The sequence below is a fragment of the Mucilaginibacter sp. genome, from assembly GCF_041660805.1.
In the GTDB taxonomy this organism is placed as follows: domain Bacteria; phylum Bacteroidota; class Bacteroidia; order Sphingobacteriales; family Sphingobacteriaceae; genus Mucilaginibacter.
Genome location: NZ_JBAZVP010000002.1, coordinates 182,323 through 203,739, shown reverse-complemented (window position 1 = coordinate 203,739; position 21,417 = coordinate 182,323). Strand labels below are relative to the sequence as shown.

General features: G+C 43.1%; 20 protein-coding genes. 5 read left to right on the top strand and 15 right to left on the bottom strand.

Annotated features, from left to right (window positions below):
* Positions 1-38 precede the first annotated feature (38 nt).
* The 3 genes from WC743_RS03930 (at position 39) to WC743_RS03920 (ending at position 2,637) form a co-directional block, all read left to right on the top strand.
* Entirely contained in the window at positions 39-989 is a 951-nt protein-coding gene (locus WC743_RS03930) for an NADP-dependent oxidoreductase (protein ID WP_373010487.1), read from the top strand.
* Between the two features lie 189 nt (positions 990-1,178).
* Positions 1,179-1,973: an alpha/beta fold hydrolase gene (locus WC743_RS03925; protein WP_373010486.1), complete on the top strand. Its 795-nt coding sequence runs from the start codon at positions 1,179-1,181 to the stop codon at positions 1,971-1,973.
* Between the two features lie 76 nt (positions 1,974-2,049).
* Positions 2,050-2,637 (top strand): Crp/Fnr family transcriptional regulator, encoded by a 588-nt coding sequence (locus WC743_RS03920; RefSeq protein ID WP_373010485.1) that lies wholly within the window; start codon positions 2,050-2,052, stop codon positions 2,635-2,637.
* Positions 2,638-2,834: 197 nt separating this feature from the next.
* On the opposite strand, the gene WC743_RS03915 is transcribed toward WC743_RS03920, so the two are convergent.
* From WC743_RS03915 to WC743_RS03885, 7 genes are all read right to left on the bottom strand, one after another.
* A complete protein-coding gene (locus tag WC743_RS03915; protein ID WP_373010484.1) occupies positions 2,835-3,452 on the bottom strand; it encodes a TetR/AcrR family transcriptional regulator in 618 nt (205 codons plus the stop codon).
* Between the two features lie 174 nt (positions 3,453-3,626).
* Entirely contained in the window at positions 3,627-5,159 is a 1,533-nt protein-coding gene (locus WC743_RS03910) for an MFS transporter (protein WP_373010483.1), read from the bottom strand.
* A gap of 103 nt (positions 5,160-5,262) precedes the next feature.
* Complete coding sequence (locus WC743_RS03905) at positions 5,263-5,892, bottom strand: Crp/Fnr family transcriptional regulator (protein ID WP_373010482.1); 630 nt, start codon at positions 5,890-5,892, stop codon at positions 5,263-5,265.
* Positions 5,893-6,152: 260 nt separating this feature from the next.
* The gene (locus WC743_RS03900; RefSeq protein WP_373010481.1) at positions 6,153-8,735 is read right to left on the bottom strand and encodes a BamA/TamA family outer membrane protein; all 2,583 of its coding nucleotides are present in this window, start codon (positions 8,733-8,735) and stop codon (positions 6,153-6,155) included.
* Positions 8,736-8,785: 50 nt separating this feature from the next.
* Positions 8,786-10,033, bottom strand: coding sequence for a Pycsar system effector family protein (locus WC743_RS03895; protein ID WP_373010480.1), 1,248 nt, complete (start codon positions 10,031-10,033; stop codon positions 8,786-8,788).
* A gap of 374 nt (positions 10,034-10,407) precedes the next feature.
* Entirely contained in the window at positions 10,408-11,409 is a 1,002-nt protein-coding gene (locus tag WC743_RS03890; RefSeq protein ID WP_373010479.1) for a zinc-binding alcohol dehydrogenase family protein, read from the bottom strand.
* Between the two features lie 103 nt (positions 11,410-11,512).
* Positions 11,513-12,253, bottom strand: a complete 741-nt coding sequence (locus WC743_RS03885) for an SDR family oxidoreductase (RefSeq protein WP_373010478.1) — start codon at positions 12,251-12,253, stop codon at positions 11,513-11,515.
* Between the two features lie 338 nt (positions 12,254-12,591).
* Between WC743_RS03885 and WC743_RS03880 the strand changes: the two genes are divergently transcribed.
* Positions 12,592-13,140 (top strand): hypothetical protein, encoded by a 549-nt coding sequence (locus tag WC743_RS03880; protein WP_373010477.1) that lies wholly within the window; start codon positions 12,592-12,594, stop codon positions 13,138-13,140.
* 62 nt (positions 13,141-13,202) lie between these two features.
* Here WC743_RS03880 and WC743_RS03875 read toward each other — a convergent pair whose 3' ends face one another.
* The 3 genes from WC743_RS03875 to WC743_RS03865 form a co-directional block, all read right to left on the bottom strand.
* Complete coding sequence (locus WC743_RS03875) at positions 13,203-14,414, bottom strand: MFS transporter (RefSeq protein WP_373010476.1); 1,212 nt, start codon at positions 14,412-14,414, stop codon at positions 13,203-13,205.
* Positions 14,415-14,416: 2 nt separating this feature from the next.
* Positions 14,417-15,376, bottom strand: a complete 960-nt coding sequence (locus WC743_RS03870; RefSeq protein ID WP_373010475.1) for a D-2-hydroxyacid dehydrogenase family protein — start codon at positions 15,374-15,376, stop codon at positions 14,417-14,419.
* 81 nt (positions 15,377-15,457) lie between these two features.
* Positions 15,458-16,102: a cysteine hydrolase gene (locus WC743_RS03865; protein ID WP_373010474.1), complete on the bottom strand. Its 645-nt coding sequence runs from the start codon at positions 16,100-16,102 to the stop codon at positions 15,458-15,460.
* A 196-nt stretch (positions 16,103-16,298) separates the two neighbouring features.
* Here WC743_RS03865 and WC743_RS03860 point away from each other — a divergent pair, with 196 nt between their 5' ends.
* Positions 16,299-17,243, top strand: coding sequence for an NmrA family NAD(P)-binding protein (locus tag WC743_RS03860; protein WP_373010473.1), 945 nt, complete (start codon positions 16,299-16,301; stop codon positions 17,241-17,243).
* A 131-nt stretch (positions 17,244-17,374) separates the two neighbouring features.
* Here the strand turns inward: WC743_RS03860 and WC743_RS03855 are convergent, their stop codons facing one another.
* The 5 genes from WC743_RS03855 to WC743_RS03835 all read right to left on the bottom strand — a co-directional run bounded on the left by WC743_RS03855 (position 17,375) and on the right by WC743_RS03835 (position 21,408).
* Positions 17,375-18,121, bottom strand: coding sequence for an SDR family NAD(P)-dependent oxidoreductase (locus WC743_RS03855; protein WP_373010472.1), 747 nt, complete (start codon positions 18,119-18,121; stop codon positions 17,375-17,377).
* A 127-nt stretch (positions 18,122-18,248) separates the two neighbouring features.
* Entirely contained in the window at positions 18,249-19,475 is a 1,227-nt protein-coding gene (locus tag WC743_RS03850; protein WP_373010471.1) for a multidrug effflux MFS transporter, read from the bottom strand.
* 368 nt (positions 19,476-19,843) lie between these two features.
* Positions 19,844-20,296: a peroxiredoxin gene (locus tag WC743_RS03845; protein WP_373010469.1), complete on the bottom strand. Its 453-nt coding sequence runs from the start codon at positions 20,294-20,296 to the stop codon at positions 19,844-19,846.
* A 180-nt stretch (positions 20,297-20,476) separates the two neighbouring features.
* Positions 20,477-21,052, bottom strand: coding sequence for an outer membrane beta-barrel protein (locus WC743_RS03840; RefSeq protein WP_373010468.1), 576 nt, complete (start codon positions 21,050-21,052; stop codon positions 20,477-20,479).
* Positions 21,053-21,111: 59 nt separating this feature from the next.
* Positions 21,112-21,408, bottom strand: coding sequence for a hypothetical protein (locus tag WC743_RS03835; protein ID WP_373010467.1), 297 nt, complete (start codon positions 21,406-21,408; stop codon positions 21,112-21,114).
* Positions 21,409-21,417: the final 9 nt, after the last annotated feature.

Genomic DNA, 21,417 nt, shown 5'->3' with positions numbered 1-21,417 from the left:
TTTTGCATCAGATGGTTCAGTCGACTGTCCCTATGCATATGAAAGCAATAATTTTGAAAAATTTTGGTGGAGTAGAAAGCCTAAGTCTTACGGAAGTGCCCGTTCCCACGATAGGAGCCGATGAAATATTGGTTCTAATAAAAGCAATAAGTATAAATCCGGTTGATTTAAAAATACGGCAGGGAGCCAAGATGGTAGGACGTGAAAAGGATCCATTGCCGCTTATTTTAGGCTGGGATATTTGCGGAATCATCACGGAAATAGGCGCGGAAGTGATGGGCTTCAAAACAGGCGATGAGGTATTCGCCATGGTTAACTATCCAAAGTTAGGAAACGCTTACGCTGAGTTTGTGGCGGCTAAAGCGTCACAACTGGCCATTAAACCCGCGAATATTAACTTTGATGAAGGAGCCGCCGCTACTTTATCTGCGCTAACTGCATGGCAGGCGCTGACCGTACATGGAAAGGTTAAAAAAAACGACCGGGTGTTAATCCACGCTGCTTCTGGCGGCGTAGGACACTTTGCGGTTCAGATGGCTAAACATTTGGGGGCCTACGTTATAGGCACGTCTTCTGCGGCAAATAAAAACTTTATACTGTCCTTAGGAGCCGATGAACATGTCGACTATAAAAACCAGGTGGTCGAAGAGGTGGTTAGTGACATTGATTACATTTTAGATCCGCTGGGTGGAATGAATACCGAAAAGTCAATCGAGTTGGTAAATCGAGGCGGCACTGTTATCAGCATTGTATTTGGTGTAACTGAAACCCTGTTAAAGAAGGCGCGTGAAAAAGAGGTGACCGCTAAAAATCCGCAAGTCAAGCCAAGTGGTGCAAACATGAAAGAAATAGCCATTCTTTTGGAAAATGGATCTATTAAACCTTACGTAGGCGCAACCTTTCCTTTCAGTGAAATGGCAAATGCACATCTACTGCTGCAAAGTGGGCGGGCAATCGGTAAAATCACATTGAACCTATTAAAGGTATAGATCTGGTCTGATGGTGATGAGCGTGGTTTATGACAACTCCCGCGAATTCAATGTGATTAAAGTATCTTTTGTCATCCTTTTATAAGTTTTAGTTGTGGTTTTACGATTTTAACACAGGTGAAAGTTATTGCGATCTCACGAGGGTAGCTTTGTTCAGTTAAACAAATAAGTATTTTAAAACTTACCAAAATGAAATCAACAATTTTAATTCTATTTTTTTCGATAATGAGCGTTGCCTCATTCTCTCAAGCAAGAACCACCAAACAAATGGAAACTATCGTATTAGTACACGGCGCCTGGTCGGATGCAACAGCATGGGACGCCGTGGTAGGTAACTTAAAAGCAAAAGGCCACGAGGTCGTTGCCGTTAACCTTCCGGGCCATGGAACAGACACAGCTTCATTTGCCGGAATCAGTCTTCAAAGTTATGTAGACGCGGTAAAGACTGCTATCGGCGACAAAAAGAACGTCGTTTTAGTTGGTCATAGCATGGCCGGTATTGTCATCAGTGAAGTGGCGGAACAAATTCCTGGCCAAATCAAGGAATTAGTCTACCTGGCTGCATATTTGCCAAAAAACGGCGAAAGTCTCCTTACACTGGCACAAAAAGACGCCGGCAGTCATACAGGCAAATACCTGCAGATTGACAAGGATCACGGGGCTGCGATCATTACTAAAGATGGCATTGTGGATGTGTTCCTGGAAGATGCTCCTAAAAATGTTCAGGACTATGTAATTGCCAATTGGAAAACCGAGCCGCTTGCCCCTTTAGCTACGCCAGCTACCCTGACGGACGCAAATTATGGAAGCGTAAAGAAAGCTTACATCTATACAGCAAAAGACCATGCGATCAGCTATCCTTATCAGCAAACAATGGTTCAGGCTTCAGGTGTGAAAAAGACATTCTTGCTGGATAGCAGCCATACACCGTTTATCTCTGTGCCAAATAAGCTGGCAGCAGATATTCTTGCTGCGTCAAAATAATTAATAAAAAACAGCAACTAAAACTCACTGATAGCATTCAGTGAGTTTTTTAATTTATACCATTTGATCGTGAACAATGACTGAACTGGAAAAACTGGAAGACGTATTTATCAATAAGATCGGGATGGATAAAGAGAGCTTCGCGCTGTCTGTGCCCTACTGGCAATTGAAGCACTACAAAAAAGGTGAGTTCTATAACGAATACAAAAACATATGCAAGCATCTTGGATTTATTATAAATGGCGTATTCAGAATTTACCGGATTGACGAAAACACCGGTGAGGAACGGAACATGCTTTTCTTTGGTAACAATGAATTTATTGCATCTTATAAGAGCTTCCTCAGCCAAACGGCCTGCAGCTATTTTACCGAATCAATGATGGATTCGACAATTCTTTACATCCATATAGATTCACTCAATATGCTTTATCAACAATCGCATAAATGGGAACGGTTCGGACGCATGGTTGCGGAACAGGCTTTTCAGGCGGTAATGGATGCTACCGAAGGTTTATTGTTCAGATCCGCAGAGGAAAGATACGCCGAATTGCTGAAACAGCACCCCGACATCTTTAATGTTGTTCCCTTATATCATATCGCCTCTTACCTGGGGATTAAAGGACCTTCATTAAGCCGGATAAGGAAAAGAATGATGTCGCAGTAACATAATGCTTCAACCGCGATAAGATGCTTAGTTGATTTTTTCTTTAATATATTCCAACATACTAAATTGTTGAATTATCGCCTATGTTACAATTATACTGTAAACATTTGAAAAAAGAGTTCCTTATGCGATCTCTGACGGATAATTCTGCCAACTTTAAGATCATACATAACCCCGTTGTGAAAATGAGTATAAAACTATTTAACCGTCTGTCGCTGAGTGGAATTATTTATTTCATACGATTGCAGTTCCAACTTAAGGCTTTTTATAACAGACTGCATTGGTTGATTGGTACCCAATACACGACAGATCAAGATTGTACCTTCTACGCTTGCAAACAACTTGTAGGCGAAAGCATTGACATCAAACGTTTCTATAAACTCGCCGTTTTTAATGCCCTCTTTCAGAATTGAAGTAAAGAAACGGTGCGCAGCAAGAATTGATTTTTTAACCTTCTCTTTTACAATGGGATTATTATCGTCAGCTTCAGCGGCCAGATTAAATATAGGACAGCCGCCGGTAATATGTGTTTCCAGCGGGTTGATACTGAAATTTAAATAAGCGTGTATTTTTTCTTTAGCGGTTTTACCCTTATTTACAGCGCTGCTGACAACGTCATCGTTTTTCTTCAACAAATAATCAGCTGTCGCATAGGATAACGCATCTTTATTTACAAAGTGGTTATATAAACATCCACGAGCCACATTAGCTGCCTCAAGCACCTCATCGATGGTTGTTCCTGCAATTCCCTTTTCGTTATAAATAGGGGCTGCTTGTTCAATGATAAACTGTTTTGTTTTTTCCGCCTTCTTCATTTTCTGACAATTATACAAATTTAGATATAATTGTCTTTTAAAACATATTGAAAAAGGCCCCAATATACCAACGGTAACATTTTGACATTTAGATGTATAAGAATAAAATATCTTCTTTTGTTTCCAGCCTTCTTTTAAATTTAGCTCGAATCCCTGAAATGTAACCAGCTAAAGTTATGATTTAGTCTGCCTGATCGTAAAAAATGCGATCAATCCTCCACTGAATACCAGCATAGCAGCGCATCGAAGCAACAGTTTAAAAGCGTCGATAAAGCTTAAATGAAATGCCCTGGTGACAATGGGCTTTAAAGTTGGCCTGATCGCTGCCGGGACTTTCGCATTTCCGAGGTTTCCTACCTGTTCCAACACTTGTGTTTTTTCCACGGCGGATAGCGGAATGGTGCTGATCTGACTATTCAGGCTTTTTGAAAAGATAATGACAGCAAATGCCCCAAGCATGGCATAAGCCAAAACGTTCGCTATTCTCGTTATAGCATTATTGATTCCAGAGGCGACACCGGAATATTCGGCACTTACTGCTCCCATCACTGTGCTGGTAAGGGGAGCAACGGTAAATGCCATTCCTAATCCAAAAATTATCATTCCTGGTAAAAAGGTAGTCCAGTAATCTGCCGGGCCGTTAGTTTGACCTTGTAACGAAAGCAGCAATAACCCTATACCTGAAGTAAAAGGCCCACAGGTCAGAAACCAACGGGAGCCGTATTTGTCAGCCAGTCTTCCTGCATATCCCGCGAAGCTTAATACCAACAAGGTAAAAGGCAGAAAGGCAAGGCCCGATTGTAATTGACTATAACCCTGTATCTGCACCAGGTCTAATGATAGGAAAAGCATGCCGCAGCTCAAAGCTGCATATAAAAAGAAAGTCAGTAAATTTGCCCCACTAAAGGAAATATTAGAAAATAGGGATAACGGCATCATCGGATGATCACTTCGATGTTCGACTAAGATAAATACGAAGACAAGAATAATGCCCGCGGCGAGCAAGACCGGCGACACCCAGCGATTATGGCCGGTTGACGTGCTGCTCAATACTCCATAAGTAATCAAGGCCAATGCCGAACCAATAGCAACAGCTCCCAAAATGTCAAGGGGCGGCCTATTTTTTGCAGGCAATGGTTCATTAACATGGCGCCATAAAATCAATAAAGCTACAATACCTATTGGCACGTTAATGAAAAAGATATAACGCCATAATCCGATATCTGCAAGCGCACCACCCAAAACAGGACCGCCTAAGGTGACCAACGTGGTAAAAGATGACCAGGTTCCAATTGCCTTACCGCGTTCATCGCTGTTTATTGAGGAGGAAATAATCGATAAACTGCCTGGGATCATAAATGCGCCCCCTGCTCCCTGTAATAATCTGAACAGGATTAGATGAAACGCATTCGCAGATAATCCACAAGCGGCCGAGCCGATGATAAATATTGCAGTACCATACATGAAAACTTTTTTATGACCTAACCTATCCCCTAAGGAACCACCGATCAGCATCAGAGAGGCCAGCATCACCAGATAGGCGTTCAGGATCCAAAACAGGTCGCTTCCGCTTGCGCCGAGATTCTTCTGTAAGGACGGTAACACCACGTTTAGGGCAGTGCCATCTATAAACGCCATCGAAGATGTTAAAACTGCCGATGCCAGTATCCATTTTCCTTTAGGGCTGCTCAGGGTGACAGTTTTCATAAGTCTAATATTATAATGTGTTTTGTTGAATTCATTATAAGCGTGTCTGTCCAATACTGGTAACTTAATAACTTTCTACAGTAATATTTTGTCTTAGCGCACATTATACCGCCATAGCGAGATGCCCCTGATTAACCGCACCTTTAATCCGGCTCAGCGATTGCGGCGCTAAACTCAAATAAGAGGCGACATAATAATTAGAGAACATTTGACAAAGATGAGGTTCGTCATTCAGCATCCTCTCATACCGCTGCTGGGCCGACATGGTCATTAGCGTCAGTGTCCGATCATATATATTAATAAAAAGACTTTCATTTAGCTTCCTGATCCATGTTCCAAATACCGGCACATGTTCCAGTAAAAACTCGAAGTCGGAAAAGCTCCATTGAATGACCGTGACATCTGTTAATGCTTCTATGGTGAGCGTTCCGGGGCCATTGGTCAAAAAACTTTTGTAATCCGCCACGAATAGATTTTTTGGACTGCTGAAAGGTTCATTAAAATGGAAAAGCCAGGTAGTAGTTTTGCCCTGGTCATCTATATAATAGGACCGGGCTTGGCCCGAAACGATGAAATAGGCATATCTTGAATAATTTCCCTCCTGGGTAATAAAACCGCCCTTGGGAAATACGACCTCCTTACATTGCTTTTTAATCGCTGCACTTTCCTCGTCCGTAAGCTTGACCGACTTCTGTATGTAATCGATCAGCGGCTCGCAATAATTGGTTTCCATAACTCTAATTGTTAATACGCAAGAATTGAATAAGTCAAGCTTTTGAATTCATTTTATTCCCGAATTTTATTTGATATAGTTTTGATAGCACCAGCACTTCGCATTTCCACCCTTTCGGGATTTTCTCCTGCGCTACCGTACAGGTATTCTTCTTTTCGGTAAGTTTTTTTACACGGGACATTACGCCGCCGTCCTTGATTTTCCATCATTATTAAATTTTAAGATCGATTTCTAATAATTGTAATTTTTTATCGGTTTAATCAGAGACGGAAGTTGAAGGCTACATAAGGGTACCATCCTTCTTTTGAATGACCCGCGATAACTTGTATTACGGTTAAGCTGGCAGGTGCGAAGTAAATCCCGCCGCCCGTGCCGTAATGCCATGTGTCATTGTGCTCTCCGTCTAACCAGACGCGGCCAATGTCATAGAATCCGGTTATACCGAGCTGTCCCGGTAAAATATACCCCCCAAGATTTGCGATTTTAAACCTGGCCTGGAAATCATTGAATGCCATTTGCTGTCCCGAAAATCTGTTTTGCAGATAACCCAAGAGGTTGCCCTGGCCCCCAAGGAAAAATTCCTGGTAAAAAGCCGGGTTTCCAACGCTCATACCACCTCCAATTCTGTCTGATAGCACCAAGCGGGCGCCAGAATCTACTTTTTGAAAAAAGGTAAACTCCGGTTTGAGCTGCGCGAAAGACTTAGAGTTGCTGTTTAAGCCTGTATAAGCCTGTAATTTCAAATCTATATAATAACCTTTGGTAGGTAGCAATTGATTATCCTTGGTATTGCTGACGTAGTTGACGATCAAACCGACGTGCGATTTATCTCTTTCATACGAAGTGCTGTCATAGGATTTGATCAGCCCTGGCTGTGTTACAGAGCGTCCGGCATTTCCGGTGGCATCGAAATGGTAGAATTGGACAGACGGGCCGGCAGCAATGAAGCTGCCTTTTCCTGTGTGCCAGCGAAGGGCAGGATCAAACTGAAAATAATCAAACCTTGTCCTGTAAAATTTACGGTAGTCAATAATTGATTTATTCAAATTAGTTTGATTCCCTTGCCCGAAAAAATTCATATTATTGTCCGGCGCGTCTATCGTTGCATTGAACAAAAAGTCTGCTTTCCCGATAACCTGCATCCATTGGCCGGAATAATTGATCCGGAAAGCGCTGGTTTTGAAAGAATGGAATATCATAAATTCCTGCTCGGTTGAATATGGCAGTTTTCTAAACCCGTCCTTTCCGACATATTTGAATCCCAGGCCCAGTAAGAAGCCGTCATCCTTATTTAATGTACCCGTTGCCAACGGGGTGACAATATTGTATGGATTAGTACTAATGAAGCGAGTATTCGATGTGTCATTTGATAGATGCTCGCTCAGCCTTGACCTATTTCCGGTGAATTGGACACTGTCTTTCCTGTCATAGACCTGCACTTTTTTGTAGGCTTTCTGAACCTCGTAGCTCTTTTCTCCGCTTGCTCCTATGACTCTGAGCTTTATCGGAGAACTTGCATTATTGATGAGCACATGGTCATTGCCGTCGGAGATGTATAGTCTTATTTCTCTAGTTATATCCCGTCTGTACCGCATATTCATGATCGTATCACCGGCAATGCCTTTTTTATTTACTTTTTGAATGGTAATGTTCAGAGATCTGTCGCCACCATCTGTTATGGTAAAAGCTTCGTCCTTATCTGTAGCCCTGATATCGACAATGCGATTAATGAAATGGTAGTATTCAGACATGGCTGCCGGAATTGCATCCCTTCTCTTTTTTAGCATAGCAAATAATTCGCGGTGGCGAACTCCGTATAGCTCTTTAGGCAGGCGATATAGGCCATCTTCCAATACACGGTCGTTTTCTGATTTAACGAATTGGTTTGCAGCGTGCATCCATTCCTCGTAGGTGAACTGTGCATCCGGAAACTGCTGGATAAACCTCGTTTTAAATAAAGAATATTTTACCCGTGGTATTTCTCCCGAGAAATTACCTAAAACCGGGTCGATCCACGGAAGGGAAGCAATTGTAGGAAACAGGCCCTGGTTTACGTGAAATACCTGGTCGCGGTCGCGGGGAACGCCGGTATAGATCACCTCCTTTCCTTCTTTAGAAGGTGCCCAGCGCCATTGGTCTTCATGCCTGTCCCAATCGCCGACCAGCAAATCCAGCATTCTGGCGCGCAAGAATTCTTCTTTATCCAGGCGATAGTTATAGTTCTCCGCCAGCTCTTTAATTAACCTAAGCGTATTTATCGAATTTCCGCTCGGCTCACGTTCTTCCATCAACACGACCCTGCCCGAAAAGTCTTTTCCAAATTGGCCGAGCTCCGGATCGGGCGCAAGTACGCCGATCACCGGGTGCGCATGAGGCACCTTCGCTGCTTCAGCAAGCGGAGGTACGACCAATGCCGAGTAAGGATGCTGGCCGGTGTATTCGTCATCAACCCAATCCAGTGCAAAAGTTCCCCTTAAGTTTTCGGGTACAAGTTTGTCGGGCGTTTTTTCAACACTCCTGATAACCCATTCCTTGCCATCCGTACCGACCATCCTTATGGATTTCGTTTCCATTCCACCCCCATATTGCACAGCCTTCAGACCACCGTCAACCCTAGAAATTCTGATTACAGGTAAGGTTACTGTATCGGCCCACTCATGGCGAAAATTCTCACCGAACAGTTTGCGGTGAATTTTGCTGACTTTATTATAGGATGGATGTACGGTGGTTTTAACACTATCTGCGTCTCCGGGAACAGCTATTCTGATCGGAGCCCTTCTTTGCGCATAAGCGCTTCCTACAGACAAGAGTGATATTAGTAGGACGGTAGTTAATCTATTCATAGGATTTATTTTAAACATTACTGGCATCGCTGAACAAGTTTAAGGCGGTATTAGTGGGCTGCAGGGGGGCGTTTAACAAGAGGCGCGACACCCTGGGCGTGATGGAAGGCTGATACGATGATGAAGGCCAAAACGGCAAGGATCAACCCGAACATGAAAACGCTATAAGCTATCCTGAGCAACTGATACTTCTTTCCCAACACAGCGCCCTGACCATACACATCCCTAATCAGTGTTTGATAAAGAAAATCGCGATCATCCATCACTTTCATCATTCCGGCAGTGTAGTCTTCAAGCGGCATTTTGTAAAAGTTTCCGAAAAAAAGAAGGTTAATCTTCTTTTGGTCGAGGTCCACCTGTGAGTAGATCCCGCTCGGGATAGACGGCCTTGTTGCGAGGATAGAAAATGTCATGGAGACTAAACTAACGGCCAGCAACAGGAAGGTCGGATAGGCCAGGAAACTATCTGCATCCAGTTTTCTTAAAACAAGACTGATGATCGCCGACAAGATGATCGAATTTACTGTGATCAGGATATGCGCCTTATTATCGGCCATGTCACTTAGCCGCTGATTATTTGACGAGGTGATTCGGAACATCGTTTCGATACCTTTTTCTGGCCTGTCTTTTTCCTTCTCTTTATTCGCTTCGTGGCCGGCTTTTTCCGCCTCATGCTCACGCACGATAATCCGCTCCATTTCCAGATTAATTAACTTATCTTTCAAGACACCGATATTTTTTTCTTTGCCTCTGCCAAGTGCTGCCCTGCAAAATTCTGTATGCCAATGGTGCGACTCCATGAAAAGGATCGTATCCGCAAGCCATTCCTTTTTGCTGCTCGCCTTATTTTGAATAAAAGCCTGTTCCTTTCGGAGTTTCTCACATCTTTCAAAAAAGCATTTTTTACCCAAATGATACTGAACCGCATCACAGAGGATTTCTTCAATCTGATCTTCCGGACTTTGAGCGGTCTTTACACCCTTCATAAGCCTTTCTACAGTGGCTATCACTTCTTCGTCTGCATTTTCAAGCTCTAAAAACGACGACGCGATCTGTATGCTTGACTCTTCATAGTCATCCGGATTATCGATAATACCGATGTCGGTAAACCAGGCAGCCGCTTCCAGCATAAAAAAACATTTTTTGTTGACTTTTGAATCCTCAGCAATTATTTTTACCGCCTTAACGATGTATTCCACCCGTTCCAGGGTGTGATAAATCAATCCGGTGTTTTCATTTTTCTTATAGTAAGATCCAACGTATTCCCGGATTCTTTTAAGCAGCTGTTTTTCGTTCATCGTGATTCTCCCCTTGTGAAACCTGATATGCCCTGATTTTAAAAATCCCTGCGTTCGTTTTGTTGTATTTTCTTGCAGATAGACGTGTGTTCCAGATTTTCAATGCACGTGCCACTAATTATTCAGTTGATAGCCAATGTGTTGTAAGCTAAATTTGAAATTTGATTTACGATATTTCGGGTAATTGTAAATCCTTTACCGATATACAGTAACAACCGGTCGGGGCGACCTGGCACGAGGAAAAGTAGAATTGATGGTAGCGGTCCCTGTCCGCAAGGGTAACGACAGAAAAAAACACAGCTTTAACTGTGTTTTACGCGTTTCCATTTGAGAAGATAATAACTTTATGAAACAGATAGGTTTCTGAGCATATATTATTTTTCTACAAGATCATGATCAAAAACAAACACATGCTTTCCTTTCTCTGCTTCATACAATGTTCCCGAAACGGCATTCTTATAATCATCCAGCTTATGGGTGCCGCCAATTTTTACCGTAAAATCTGGCTCAGCCGACATGCTTATGATCTTATCCAGGAAAGCCTTATCTGCCTCTTTTGGCGGATCCAAAAGATACCTGTATACATAGGGCCTGATTTCGATGCCATTGAATAAGATATCATTGTTATGTAATGCAAATTTTTCCAGGCTCATATTTCCATTAATGATGATCTTACTTCCGTAGACAGCACTTTTGATCATTTCCACTAAAGCAGGTCCGCCGACATTGTCTATGACCCCGTTGATTCCTGCATTTGATGTAATTCTTCGCAGCTCACCCGTCAGCGGGCCAGTTAAGGCTGACAGGTTGATTATAGCGTCTGCTGATGCCGCATTATAGTCATGGTTTTCCTGCTGGCGCCGGACGACCGAAATGACTTTAATACCAAGTCTTCTTGCAAATTGGGCCGCCAGTAGCGAAACTGTAGAGTAGCCGGCGGTAAGAACCAGCCACTGTCCTTTTTTTACACCGGAACAATCAATGAGATCCCAGGCGGTTATTAAGTTTACCAGTTGGCTGGCTTTCAGTGGAGGGTAGTCTTTGGGTAATGCGATTAGCCGTTCTGCTGGGACAATGGCATATTCCGCCCATGAATTGTAATAGGTAAAGAAAACAAACGATCCCGGCTCAATCTTGACATGCTTACCCGTTTTTTCAATTATCCCTGATCCGTGATTTCCGCTGATTTGCTTAGGAAATACCGGTTTTTTGGGTTCCGGGTACATATTCTGCATAAACAGAAAATCACCGGGGATCACCGACGAGGCAACCATGCGGACCAACACCTCATTATCCTTAATATCCCTTAACGGAATATCTGCTAAATATAGCACGTCGCCGGGGGCTCCTATATGATCAAAAACAATTGCTTTCATAAAATTTATATGGGTTTTAAATTGAATAGAGATACTGCATTAGCCGACTCTGCAAAACGGAGCAGAAAATAAGCAGGCACAAAAATGCACCTGCTTATCCATATTACCAGGGAAGTTCTTCACCCTGGTGAATGAACCTTCCATTAGGTCCCTCTTCACCGATAAGTGCCAATGCGACGCTGGTTTTGGCCCCATCAGTAATTTCCATCGGTGCTTCAGAACCACCTAATTCCGTTTGCACCCATCCGGGATGTGCAGAGTTTACTTTGATTTTGGTATCGGCTAATTCTGCAGCAAGGTGATTGGTAAATACATTTAGTGCTGTTTTAGATGCATTGTAAGATAGTCTTTTCAAAGCAGCGATCGGACTATCGTCCTGTGCATGTAAGCCAAGAGACCCAAGGATACTTGATAAGTTTACAATACGGCCTGCTTCGCTTTTTTTCAATAGCGGCAGCAGCTCATTGGTTAGGAATACGACACTGTAGAAATTAGTTCCGAAAACGTAGTCGAATTCCTCCTGATCGGTTTCCACATTTTTGACATCGAATAATCCGGCACCTTTTGGTCCTACGCCAGCATTATTGATCAGTATATCGAGTTTACCGAATTTCTTTTCAATGTAATCGGCTACAGCTTTCCTATCGGCATCGCTTCTCACATCAAGTTCGATGCCGTATGCTTCAATTCCCGATTCAGATAAGCCAGCCGCCGCTTCATCGGCAACAGTTTGTTTTCTGGCAGTTAAAATTACGATGATTCCTTTTTCTCCTAATTGTTTGGCAGTTTCAAGACCTATGCCGCGGTTTGCGCCTGTTATTAAAGCAACTTTTTTACTTGACATGTTTTTTCTATTTAATTGTTGTGTGTTTTTCGGTGTATCCGTTTTCAAAAATAGATAATTTTGTCTATTTTATAGTGATTGATAGTATCTTTGGCTATTCTTTACATTGGCGTTACCAATGACTGTCTTATGTAGAAACAAGGTAATTGCGGGAATTGGATGCTCAATCTGATAGTAGTCTTCTATCTACCTGAAAACAAAGGGAAACTATTTCCTAAATAAAGTTATGATTATATAAATTTTACGAAATTTAGTAAAAAAAGGAGTTAGCTATTATTGTTAAATCTTTGGTTTATAATAGTTTTAAAAACTGGCTTGAAACTTGACTCGTCGTACTTATGAGTTGGGAACTAATCGCCAAAGAGATGAAATTGTCGGAATATAAAATGGATAGAGGCAAGTTAACGCGCTTGTTCGCGATGCTAAGGGCAGATACCGCTCCCCTTTGGGGGAGGATGAATTCACAGCAGATGGTCGAACATTTGATAGATGAAGTAAAATGGACCAATGGCAAGACCATTCGTACCTGTGAAAAATCAAACGAAGTTAGGGAAACAACCAAGCAGTTAATGATTTATTCAGATATCTTACTGCCAAGGAACTATAGAACGGGCGATCTGCCCGAATTTTATGCTTATCCAAGCCTTCAGGCCTCCATAGATCAGCTCTTTATAGAGTTGGATGATTTTGATAAATATTTTGCCATTCCTGGCAGGACTGCTATGCACCCGTTATTTGGGGCATTATCCTATTATGAATGGCTCATCTGGCAAAACAAGCATTTTTCTCATCACTTAACACAATTCGGGCTTTTGTCATCCTCATCAAGATGGGCGTTAAGCGAGAAATGCCCGTATACAGAGCATGAACTGGTCGGGACAAACTGATTTTAGCAGGCCGTAGTAGTAAGCAAACACCGAAGAAACGCGCTCTTTTTGACCGCAATTGTTCATGCTGGCAGGCTAAGTGATAACAATCTGTCCTTACTTAGCCTAAAAAAATAAAAAATAGTACAAGTTAAGAGCGCAAATATCATGTAGGCGAAAGCCAGCAGCTGCTGATCATTGATTGCAATTATATGGGCAAGGCCATAGCTGAAAACCGAGGTCAAAATATACAGTCCGCCTCCCGTTATACCACTGGCAATGCCGGTGTTTTTTGTGAACCGCTGCAGACAGTAGGCAAAAACATTGTTAAAGCTAAATCCGGATAAAAGATGTATAACCAGGGTAAAGGCCATGAGCGTATAGATGCCTGGCTTGATGCCTGATGTTACCGCCATCAAAATCGTGACGATAAATTGAAAAAGGATAGCGGTCAACATCTTTGAATTGAAAGGACGTGCAATCAGCAACTTGGATATAATCCCCCCAAGCATAAACGATATTCCGGAAAGCAAAGAGCAATATCCGGTAATGATGGGTGACAAAAAATAGCGGTGTTCAATTAAAAACGGGCTGCTCATGCTGTAAATAACCAGCATGGCATAGTTAAGTGAAACGATGACGAGCCCCAGCATATAGTCAGTGGTCCTGACAACGGTAAGATACGCGTCAAAAATTGGCCTAACTTTAAATGGATTTCTTGTTTTCAAAGATTCTGCGCCATAAATTAATTCCAGCGCCATGATCAACAAAGTATACCCGCCAAGGAAATAAAAGTTGGACTGCCATCCGAATAGTTGTTGTAAGTAAGCGCCAATAAATGGTGCAACGATTGGAGCCGTGGCCCAGATAATAGAAAAGAGGCTGGTATAATGTTTTAGCCGGTTGCCTGAAAAGGTGTCGATAAAAAAAGCTCTTTTACTAACAACGATCAGTGCGGCTGTTACTCCTTGTACGACACGCATCGCCTGGATAACATTAATATCACTGGATAAGGCAATGGCAAAACTCGCGATTGCGAAGAGGAAAAGTGATGCGGTGCCTAATTTAAACCGGCCGAAGCTATCCAGCAAACTGCCAACAAAAACCTGCGCTATGCCATAGCTGATCATAAACACGATTAGCGTAAGCTGCACGGTCGAAGCGGGCGCATGTAACTGCGTAGCGATAGACGGCAGCGAAGGAACGTAAATATCTGTAGCAAAACCGGAAAGCGGAATTAACGCGAAAGATAAAATGGTTCGTAACGACCGGTGCCTTGTTTGAAGTTCTTCCATGATCAGATTTTTGTTGAATGATTGTTCTCATTGAACCATTCAGTTATAGCCTCCACCGTATCCTGATAGAATCCGCGATAGGTGTTTTCTGTCACAAACCCTAAATGCGGCGTAGCAATAACATTTTCCAACGACCGGAAAGGATGGTCTAAATTGAGTGGCTCTACGTCAAAAACATCGATTGCCGCGCCGGCAATCTGCTTATTTACCAATGCGGCGATCAGAGCATCCTCGTTAACCAGGGGCCCCCTTGACGTATTGATCAAAATGGAAGTGGGTTTCATTGAAGCGATATCCCGGGCAGTAATAATCCCTCTTGAACGGTCACTTAATGGCAAGTGAATAGTTATGAAATCCGATTGATAAAACAATTCTTCCTTACTTACTTTCTGCGCACCCGCACCCGCCGCCGCCTCATCTGTTAGATGCTCGCTCCAGGCCAGGATTTTCATATCGAAGGCTTTGGCATAACTTGCCACTTTCATTCCGATATTTCCAAGGCCAATAATACCTATCGTTTGTCCAGCAAGGTCCTTTCCAACGGTCTGTTGCCATTTTCCGGATTTAACGTTAGCGGATTCCTGGGGAATATTCCTCGCTGCGGAAAGCAGGAGCCCCCATGTCATTTCAGGTGCGCCGTTTGGAATATAGCCGGTATTTCTAACGGCTATGCCCAACTGTTCGGCCTTTTTAATGTCTATTGAGTGGTTTGCCGGACCGGTGGATACGACCAGTTTAAGATTTGGTAACTGTTCGAGGACGCGGCCATTCAGCGGCATGCGTTCCCGCATTACACTAATTATCTGATAAGGCAGCAGCGAGGTGATAATCTCACTTTCAGACGCCATATGGTCGTGATAAGCGGTTATTTCGGCAATATCATTTAATGGCGACCAGTCAACAATAGACCGGGCAATATCTTGGTAATCGTCCAGAATGGCAATCCTGATTTTGGCTTCCATATATTTTCAATTAAGTAGTTTCTTAAACATAGCTTTTGGAGCCTATAAAAACGCCGGTGGTCTATGTTTGCTGAGCAATATTTATCGAGGCAAATTGACCAGGAGATCTTCGGTAGTGTAAATTGCGTGCGCAAACAACGGCCCGTTTACTTCATGAGCAGCATGCATCCCGGCCGGCGACGCAGCAGCCGTAGCATCTTTAACCAATGTGATATGGTACCCTAGTTCCATGCCGAACCTGGCAGTGGATTCTATACAGGTATTTGCCAGCATCCCGATCAGTATAATATGGGTTATGCTGTGCTGCTTTAGTTGGAGATCAAGGTCGGTGTTCGCAAACCCGCTCTGTCCAAAATGTTCCTGCACAATAATGTCGCCATCCTGCGGACCATATACAGGATTGAACTCACCACCCCACGTTCCTTTTCCAAAGGCCTGCAATTCAAGGTTACGCGACTGGGCCGTGTTTAAAAACTTCCAAAACTGCCTGTCGGTTGGTGTGGGCCTACGATGAGGCACTATAAAAACGCGCAGGCCCCTTAACCTGACCTCTGCGATTATTTTAGACATATTATCCAGCGTGCCAACCTGCTCCCGGACAACTTTAGTAGACTCAAAAAGTTTTCCGCCTTCAGTCATGAAATCATTATAGGGATCGACTACCAATAAGGCGGTGTTGGTCAGCGTGTATTTCTCACGGACCCGGATGTTTAATTGCTGTGACATACTATTTTATTTAACATATATCCAAAGGACTTTTAGTGAAGTCATATAGCGAAGGTATTTATATTTTTATAAAATAGACAATATTATCTTTTTTATGACATCAATCCAACCGGGCGTTATTTTATTATACTGGTTTTTTTTTCAGGGAATTCTTTTTTAACATAGGTGAATGCCTGCCGGATTTTTAATGTTGAATTTGCGTGACCGGAATCATTTTTCCGGCGATATAGAAAAAACTACCATGTCAGAAAATGCAATAATTCCAACAGTTTTGGTATTAGGTTCCACCGGCCAGATCGGAGGACTGATTACCGAGAGATTAATGAACAGTACTGCTGTTAAGGTCAGGATTACATCGAGGCGAAAGGAAGAGGTGGAGCGCCAGAAGGACTTAGGAAAGGACATCGTCTACCTCGATTTGGATAAACCCGAAAGTATTGGCAAGGCACTGGCGGGAGTTGACCGCTTATTTGTTTTGACGGGCTATACAGTTGCGATGCTCACCCAAAGTAAAGTACTGATAGACTCCGCAAAAAAAGCCGGAGTTGGCCATATTGTACATTTAGGCATATTTGGCGAGTGGGATTGCACAGATCCTCATTTCGCCTGGCATCAGTTGATTGAAAGTTATATTAAAACGAGTGGCATTCGCTGGACCAATCTTCATCCGAACATGTTCATGGAGAACGTACTTGCTTTTTTTGCACCGAAAGGCGGCCGATTTTCAACCTATTGGGGAAAACAGCGAATGGGCTGGGTGGCTGGCGAGGATATCGCGAACGTGGCCGCAAAAGTGTTACTGGATGGCCCTGAAAAACACCATGCAAAAGACTATTGGATGAGCACGGAGGTGTTAGATGCCTTTGACATTTCCGACATTTTGAGCGAAGTACTAAACAAAAAAATTGAAGGTGAGCTCAAATCACATGAAGACTTTAAGGCAGTGTTTACCGGCGGAAATATCGAAGTAGAGGATTGGTACGCAGAAGGCGCTATCGAATTCACCAGGCAGGTGAGCAACGGTGAAATGGGTTATATAGGTACCATACGAAATGATGTTCCTTTCATTACAGGGAAGCCAGCCATCACTTTCAAACAATGGGCCGTAAAGCACAAAGGGCAGTTATTGTCTAATATGTAGGTAATGGCATTCAATCCGGGCAGTTTGATAAGCCCTGGTTTAATGAGTGCATAACCTAATTAAAAGGAGCCAACGCAAATCGTGGCTCCTTTAGTTCGTTTTTAAATATTATCAGCAACAACCGCCGTAACTTATGCCGACAAACCTCCATCAATCGTAAAGATCGCACCGGTTATAAAACTCGAATCCGGACTTACAAGGAAATTTACCAAAGCGGCTATTTCAGAAGCTTTACCGTACCTGCCCAACGCTATCTTAGAACGTAAGAAATCGGCAAACTGGCCATCGTCGGGATTCATATCCGTATCAACAGGTCCTGGTTGAACCGTATTTACCGTGATCCCTCTCGGGCCAAGGTCCCAGGCGTATCCTCTTGCATAAGCAGAAGCGGCAGCCTTGGTGGCCGCATAATCGGTCATATTTCCTGTGCCCAGGTAATTTGCCGCAGCGGAACTTATAGTAACAATGCGACCACCTTCAGTCATATATTTTGCTGCTTCACGAATAGCCGCCGCAACGCCTCTTACATTGACATCAATTTGACGATCGTATTGATCCGCTAATTCATCCGCCTGTTCAATTGGCCCCATCACTATGATCCCGGCATTATTCACCAATATATCCAAAGCGCCAAAATGGTCGAACGTTTGTTTTACTGCCGCCGCGATTTCTTTCGAATTACCACTGTCTGCTTTAATGGCCAAGGCTTTGCCACCATTGTTTTCAAGTTCTGTTACGATTGCAGCGGCCTTATCCGGTGAGCTAATATAAGTAAACGCGATGTGAGCCCCCTCTGAAGCAAGCTTATGTACAATAGCTGAGCCGATTCCACGGCTTCCACCGGTCACCAGGGCGATTTTTCCTTTTAATGTTGACATGTTGTTAAATGTTATTTTAGTTAATTAATATTTTCTTGAATGAACAGTGCTGAACTTGACGCCAGTGAATGAATACCTTTTAACTGGCCAACCCCTTGAATGCCATCACAGCGTTGATCAACCGGGGTTAATGAACTATTTCCAGTTTTCCAGGGGTGACAACTACTTGTTTTTTGATCGCCCTGCGACCGACAAAAAGAATTAACAGGGCAAGCACGGCAGACCCGGTCATTATTCCAGCCAAGGGGATTGGGGTCCGGCTTTTAAATAAACTCACTACAATAGAAGAGAGGCCTGCTATTCCCCACTGAATAAGCCCGAAAAGCGAAGCAGCTGACCCGGCATCCTTTTCAAATGGCGCCATGGAAAGGGCAGCCGCATTTGGGTTTACAATGCCAACACAACCCAGAAAGATAAAGATAAGTACTGCCGTCCCGACGATTCCAAACCAACCTTGGTTCAGGCCATAGAGCAGTAAAAAACTAATTACTGCCATACAGCCCACCGCGCCCATCACAATCTGGTCTGCTTTATAATATTTTGAAAACACCCTGTTAAATTGGCTCAAACCCACGAATCCTATTGCGAGCAAGGCAAAGATCCAGCCGTAGGTGCGGTTGGACACGCCATAGCCTTCCATAAAAATGGATGGCGAATCAGCTACGTATGCGAACAAACCGGATAGCGCTATCCCTCCGCCGATGGCATAAGTAATGAACTGGGGCTCTTTAATAACCTGCCAGAAGCCCAAGAGGATTGGCCGCGCGCTGAGCGAGTGAGACCGGTCAGGCTGTCGGGATTCGGGAAGAACCGCATAAACGGTGATCAATATTACGAGCGCAAGGAGGAATAATGCGACGAAGATCGCTTGCCATCCGAAAGCGGCTGAAACAAGGCCGCCTAAGGTGGGTGCGATCATAGGAGATGCACCCAAAACGAGCAATAGCAAAGAGAATATCTTGGCATTGTCTTCGACAGGAAAAAGATCCCTAACCATGGCCATTGATACTACGCCTGCCGCGCAGCTCCCCACGGCCTGGATAAACCGGAGCACCACTAAATCCTCGATAGATGGCGCGAAATAACACCCTGCGGAAGCAGCTAAATACAGGAACAGTCCAGCGTATAAAGGTTTCTTGCGACCGAAACGGTCAATCAACGGCCCGTATAAAACTTGTCCCAAGGCTATCCCTAAAAAAAAACTGGAAAGACTTAAGCTGACGCGCCCAGTCGTAATACCAAAACTTTTTGCAATTGCCGGGAATCCCGGAAGGTACATATCAATTGAAAATGGCCCAAGTGCGGTTAAGGCTCCTAAAATGATGATCAGTACTATATAACGTTCTTTTTTCATTTTGATCTAAGTATAAATAGATATTTTTGTCTTTTTTAATTCGCAGGATATGATGTTTTTATATTGAATATCTGCCGATCCATAAAACAAAATTAGACTAAATAATCTTTTTATATCCTATTTTGGTCGGTGAGAAATAAAATTAGACGATGATATGACTTAAGGGGGGGCGGAAATTAAGCGTAGGAAAAAATAGATAAACCGTCTATTATCGAAGTGAGGTTTTGCTTACAATAACGTGCGTTACCTGTCAGCTGTAGGCAAGTTGAAACGGGGTCTTAAAGTTATGGACAGGTTTTTAAGCTCCTGCAGTACAAAAGATTAATTTCATCGCGCGGATTAGCGATGAAATCAATCGTATATTGTTATTATTTCTTTGCGAGGTATTCCATTACCTTTTCAGAATGGCCCTTTCCATCCAGGAATGCCCTGTATTTGTAGGCGACTTTTCCATCCCGGCCAACAATGAAAGTTTCTCTCCCTGTCAAGAACAACCAGGGTTTGATGCCGAATTGTTTAAGAACCTTATTACCGGGATCACTCAGCAACTGAAATGGCAGCCTGTTCTTTTGTGAAAAAATACGATGGCTGTCGACTGAACCGGCATTGATACCGATAACAATCGCACCTTCATCGGTGAAATCCGCAAAACTATCCCGGAAGGCGCAAGCTTCAGCGGTACACACCGCGCTTTCGTCTTTTGGATAGAAGTAGATGACCAGCTTGTTTTTCCCGATGTAATCCGCGGAACTAAATTCTTTTCCGTTTTGATCTGTCAACTTAAATGAGGGAATGCTATCCCCGACCTGTATACTCTTCATGTTATTTTTTATTTTAATGAATCAATTTCCATGACACAAATATCAGCAGCGTTTCACCGGAAAAGTTTAACCCAGGTTAATATCGTATGTCGCCGGGAACAGATTGATGTGGATGAGCGGGATGGATAAAAAAAGGACAGGTCCATTGGAGCCTGTCCTTTATAATTCAAGTCGGGATTATTAAAGGCTGAAGGCATAAGCTACTCTCAGGCCTATAAAGTTGTTGCTTTTGCCGTTGTCGTAAAATTTAGTGTTGCCCTCAAACTTTACGCCGGCATCCAGGTAACTTGACTTTCCCAAATTGATCAGTGTGCCGATTTGCGGCGCATACACGAAAGTAGTGGATTTATCCGCGTTTAAGTCCGAATGGTCGGTTAAGAAAGACGCTCCTGCCTGGCCCTGTATATAAAAACGGCTGATCGGAAAATACTTCATACCTGCCATCACAGGAATTTCCTGAATGTCCTTTAATCTGGAATCATTGTTGTGATGGATATTGGTATACCCCGCGTTTAAAGTGGCATATAGCTGATTTTTCAGGATGGGGAAGTCGCCTTCCAGTGAACCACCGAAAGACCAATTATAATTGTCATGTAAGTGACCAACCGGAAGCCCTGCCTCAACGCCGGCGCTTAATAGGATCCCCGAGCCGTAGCTTTCTGTTTTTACTCTTCTGGTGGTGTCCTGTGCTTTTGCAGCGATTGATAATCCTGATAAAAGAGCGATTAAAATAAAGGTGTTTTTTAATGTTTTCACGATGTTGTGTTTTTAATTTTAATGGATAGATAATTATTATTTGTGTTAGATTTAGGACTTTAACTAAAGAGGACGCAGAAGATTTGCGAGGCCTCAAAGCAATAAAGGATGACCCTTGCCTTTATTAAATTTTGAATTAGTGCTTTCATAATGTTCTTCCTTTGAGATGATAATACAAAGGTACCCCGGTGAGAAAGGCACATCAATTCCAATAAATCTGTTTGAGCATCCAATTTCTCCCTATTTGCCGCTGAGGCTTTATATGTATTGGAAATATTGTTTTGGATAGATATTCCTTTAGCCGGTCTGATGCTAGTAATAATTTCAGTAACCGGATTGCTCAAAGCTGTCTTCATGATTAAAAT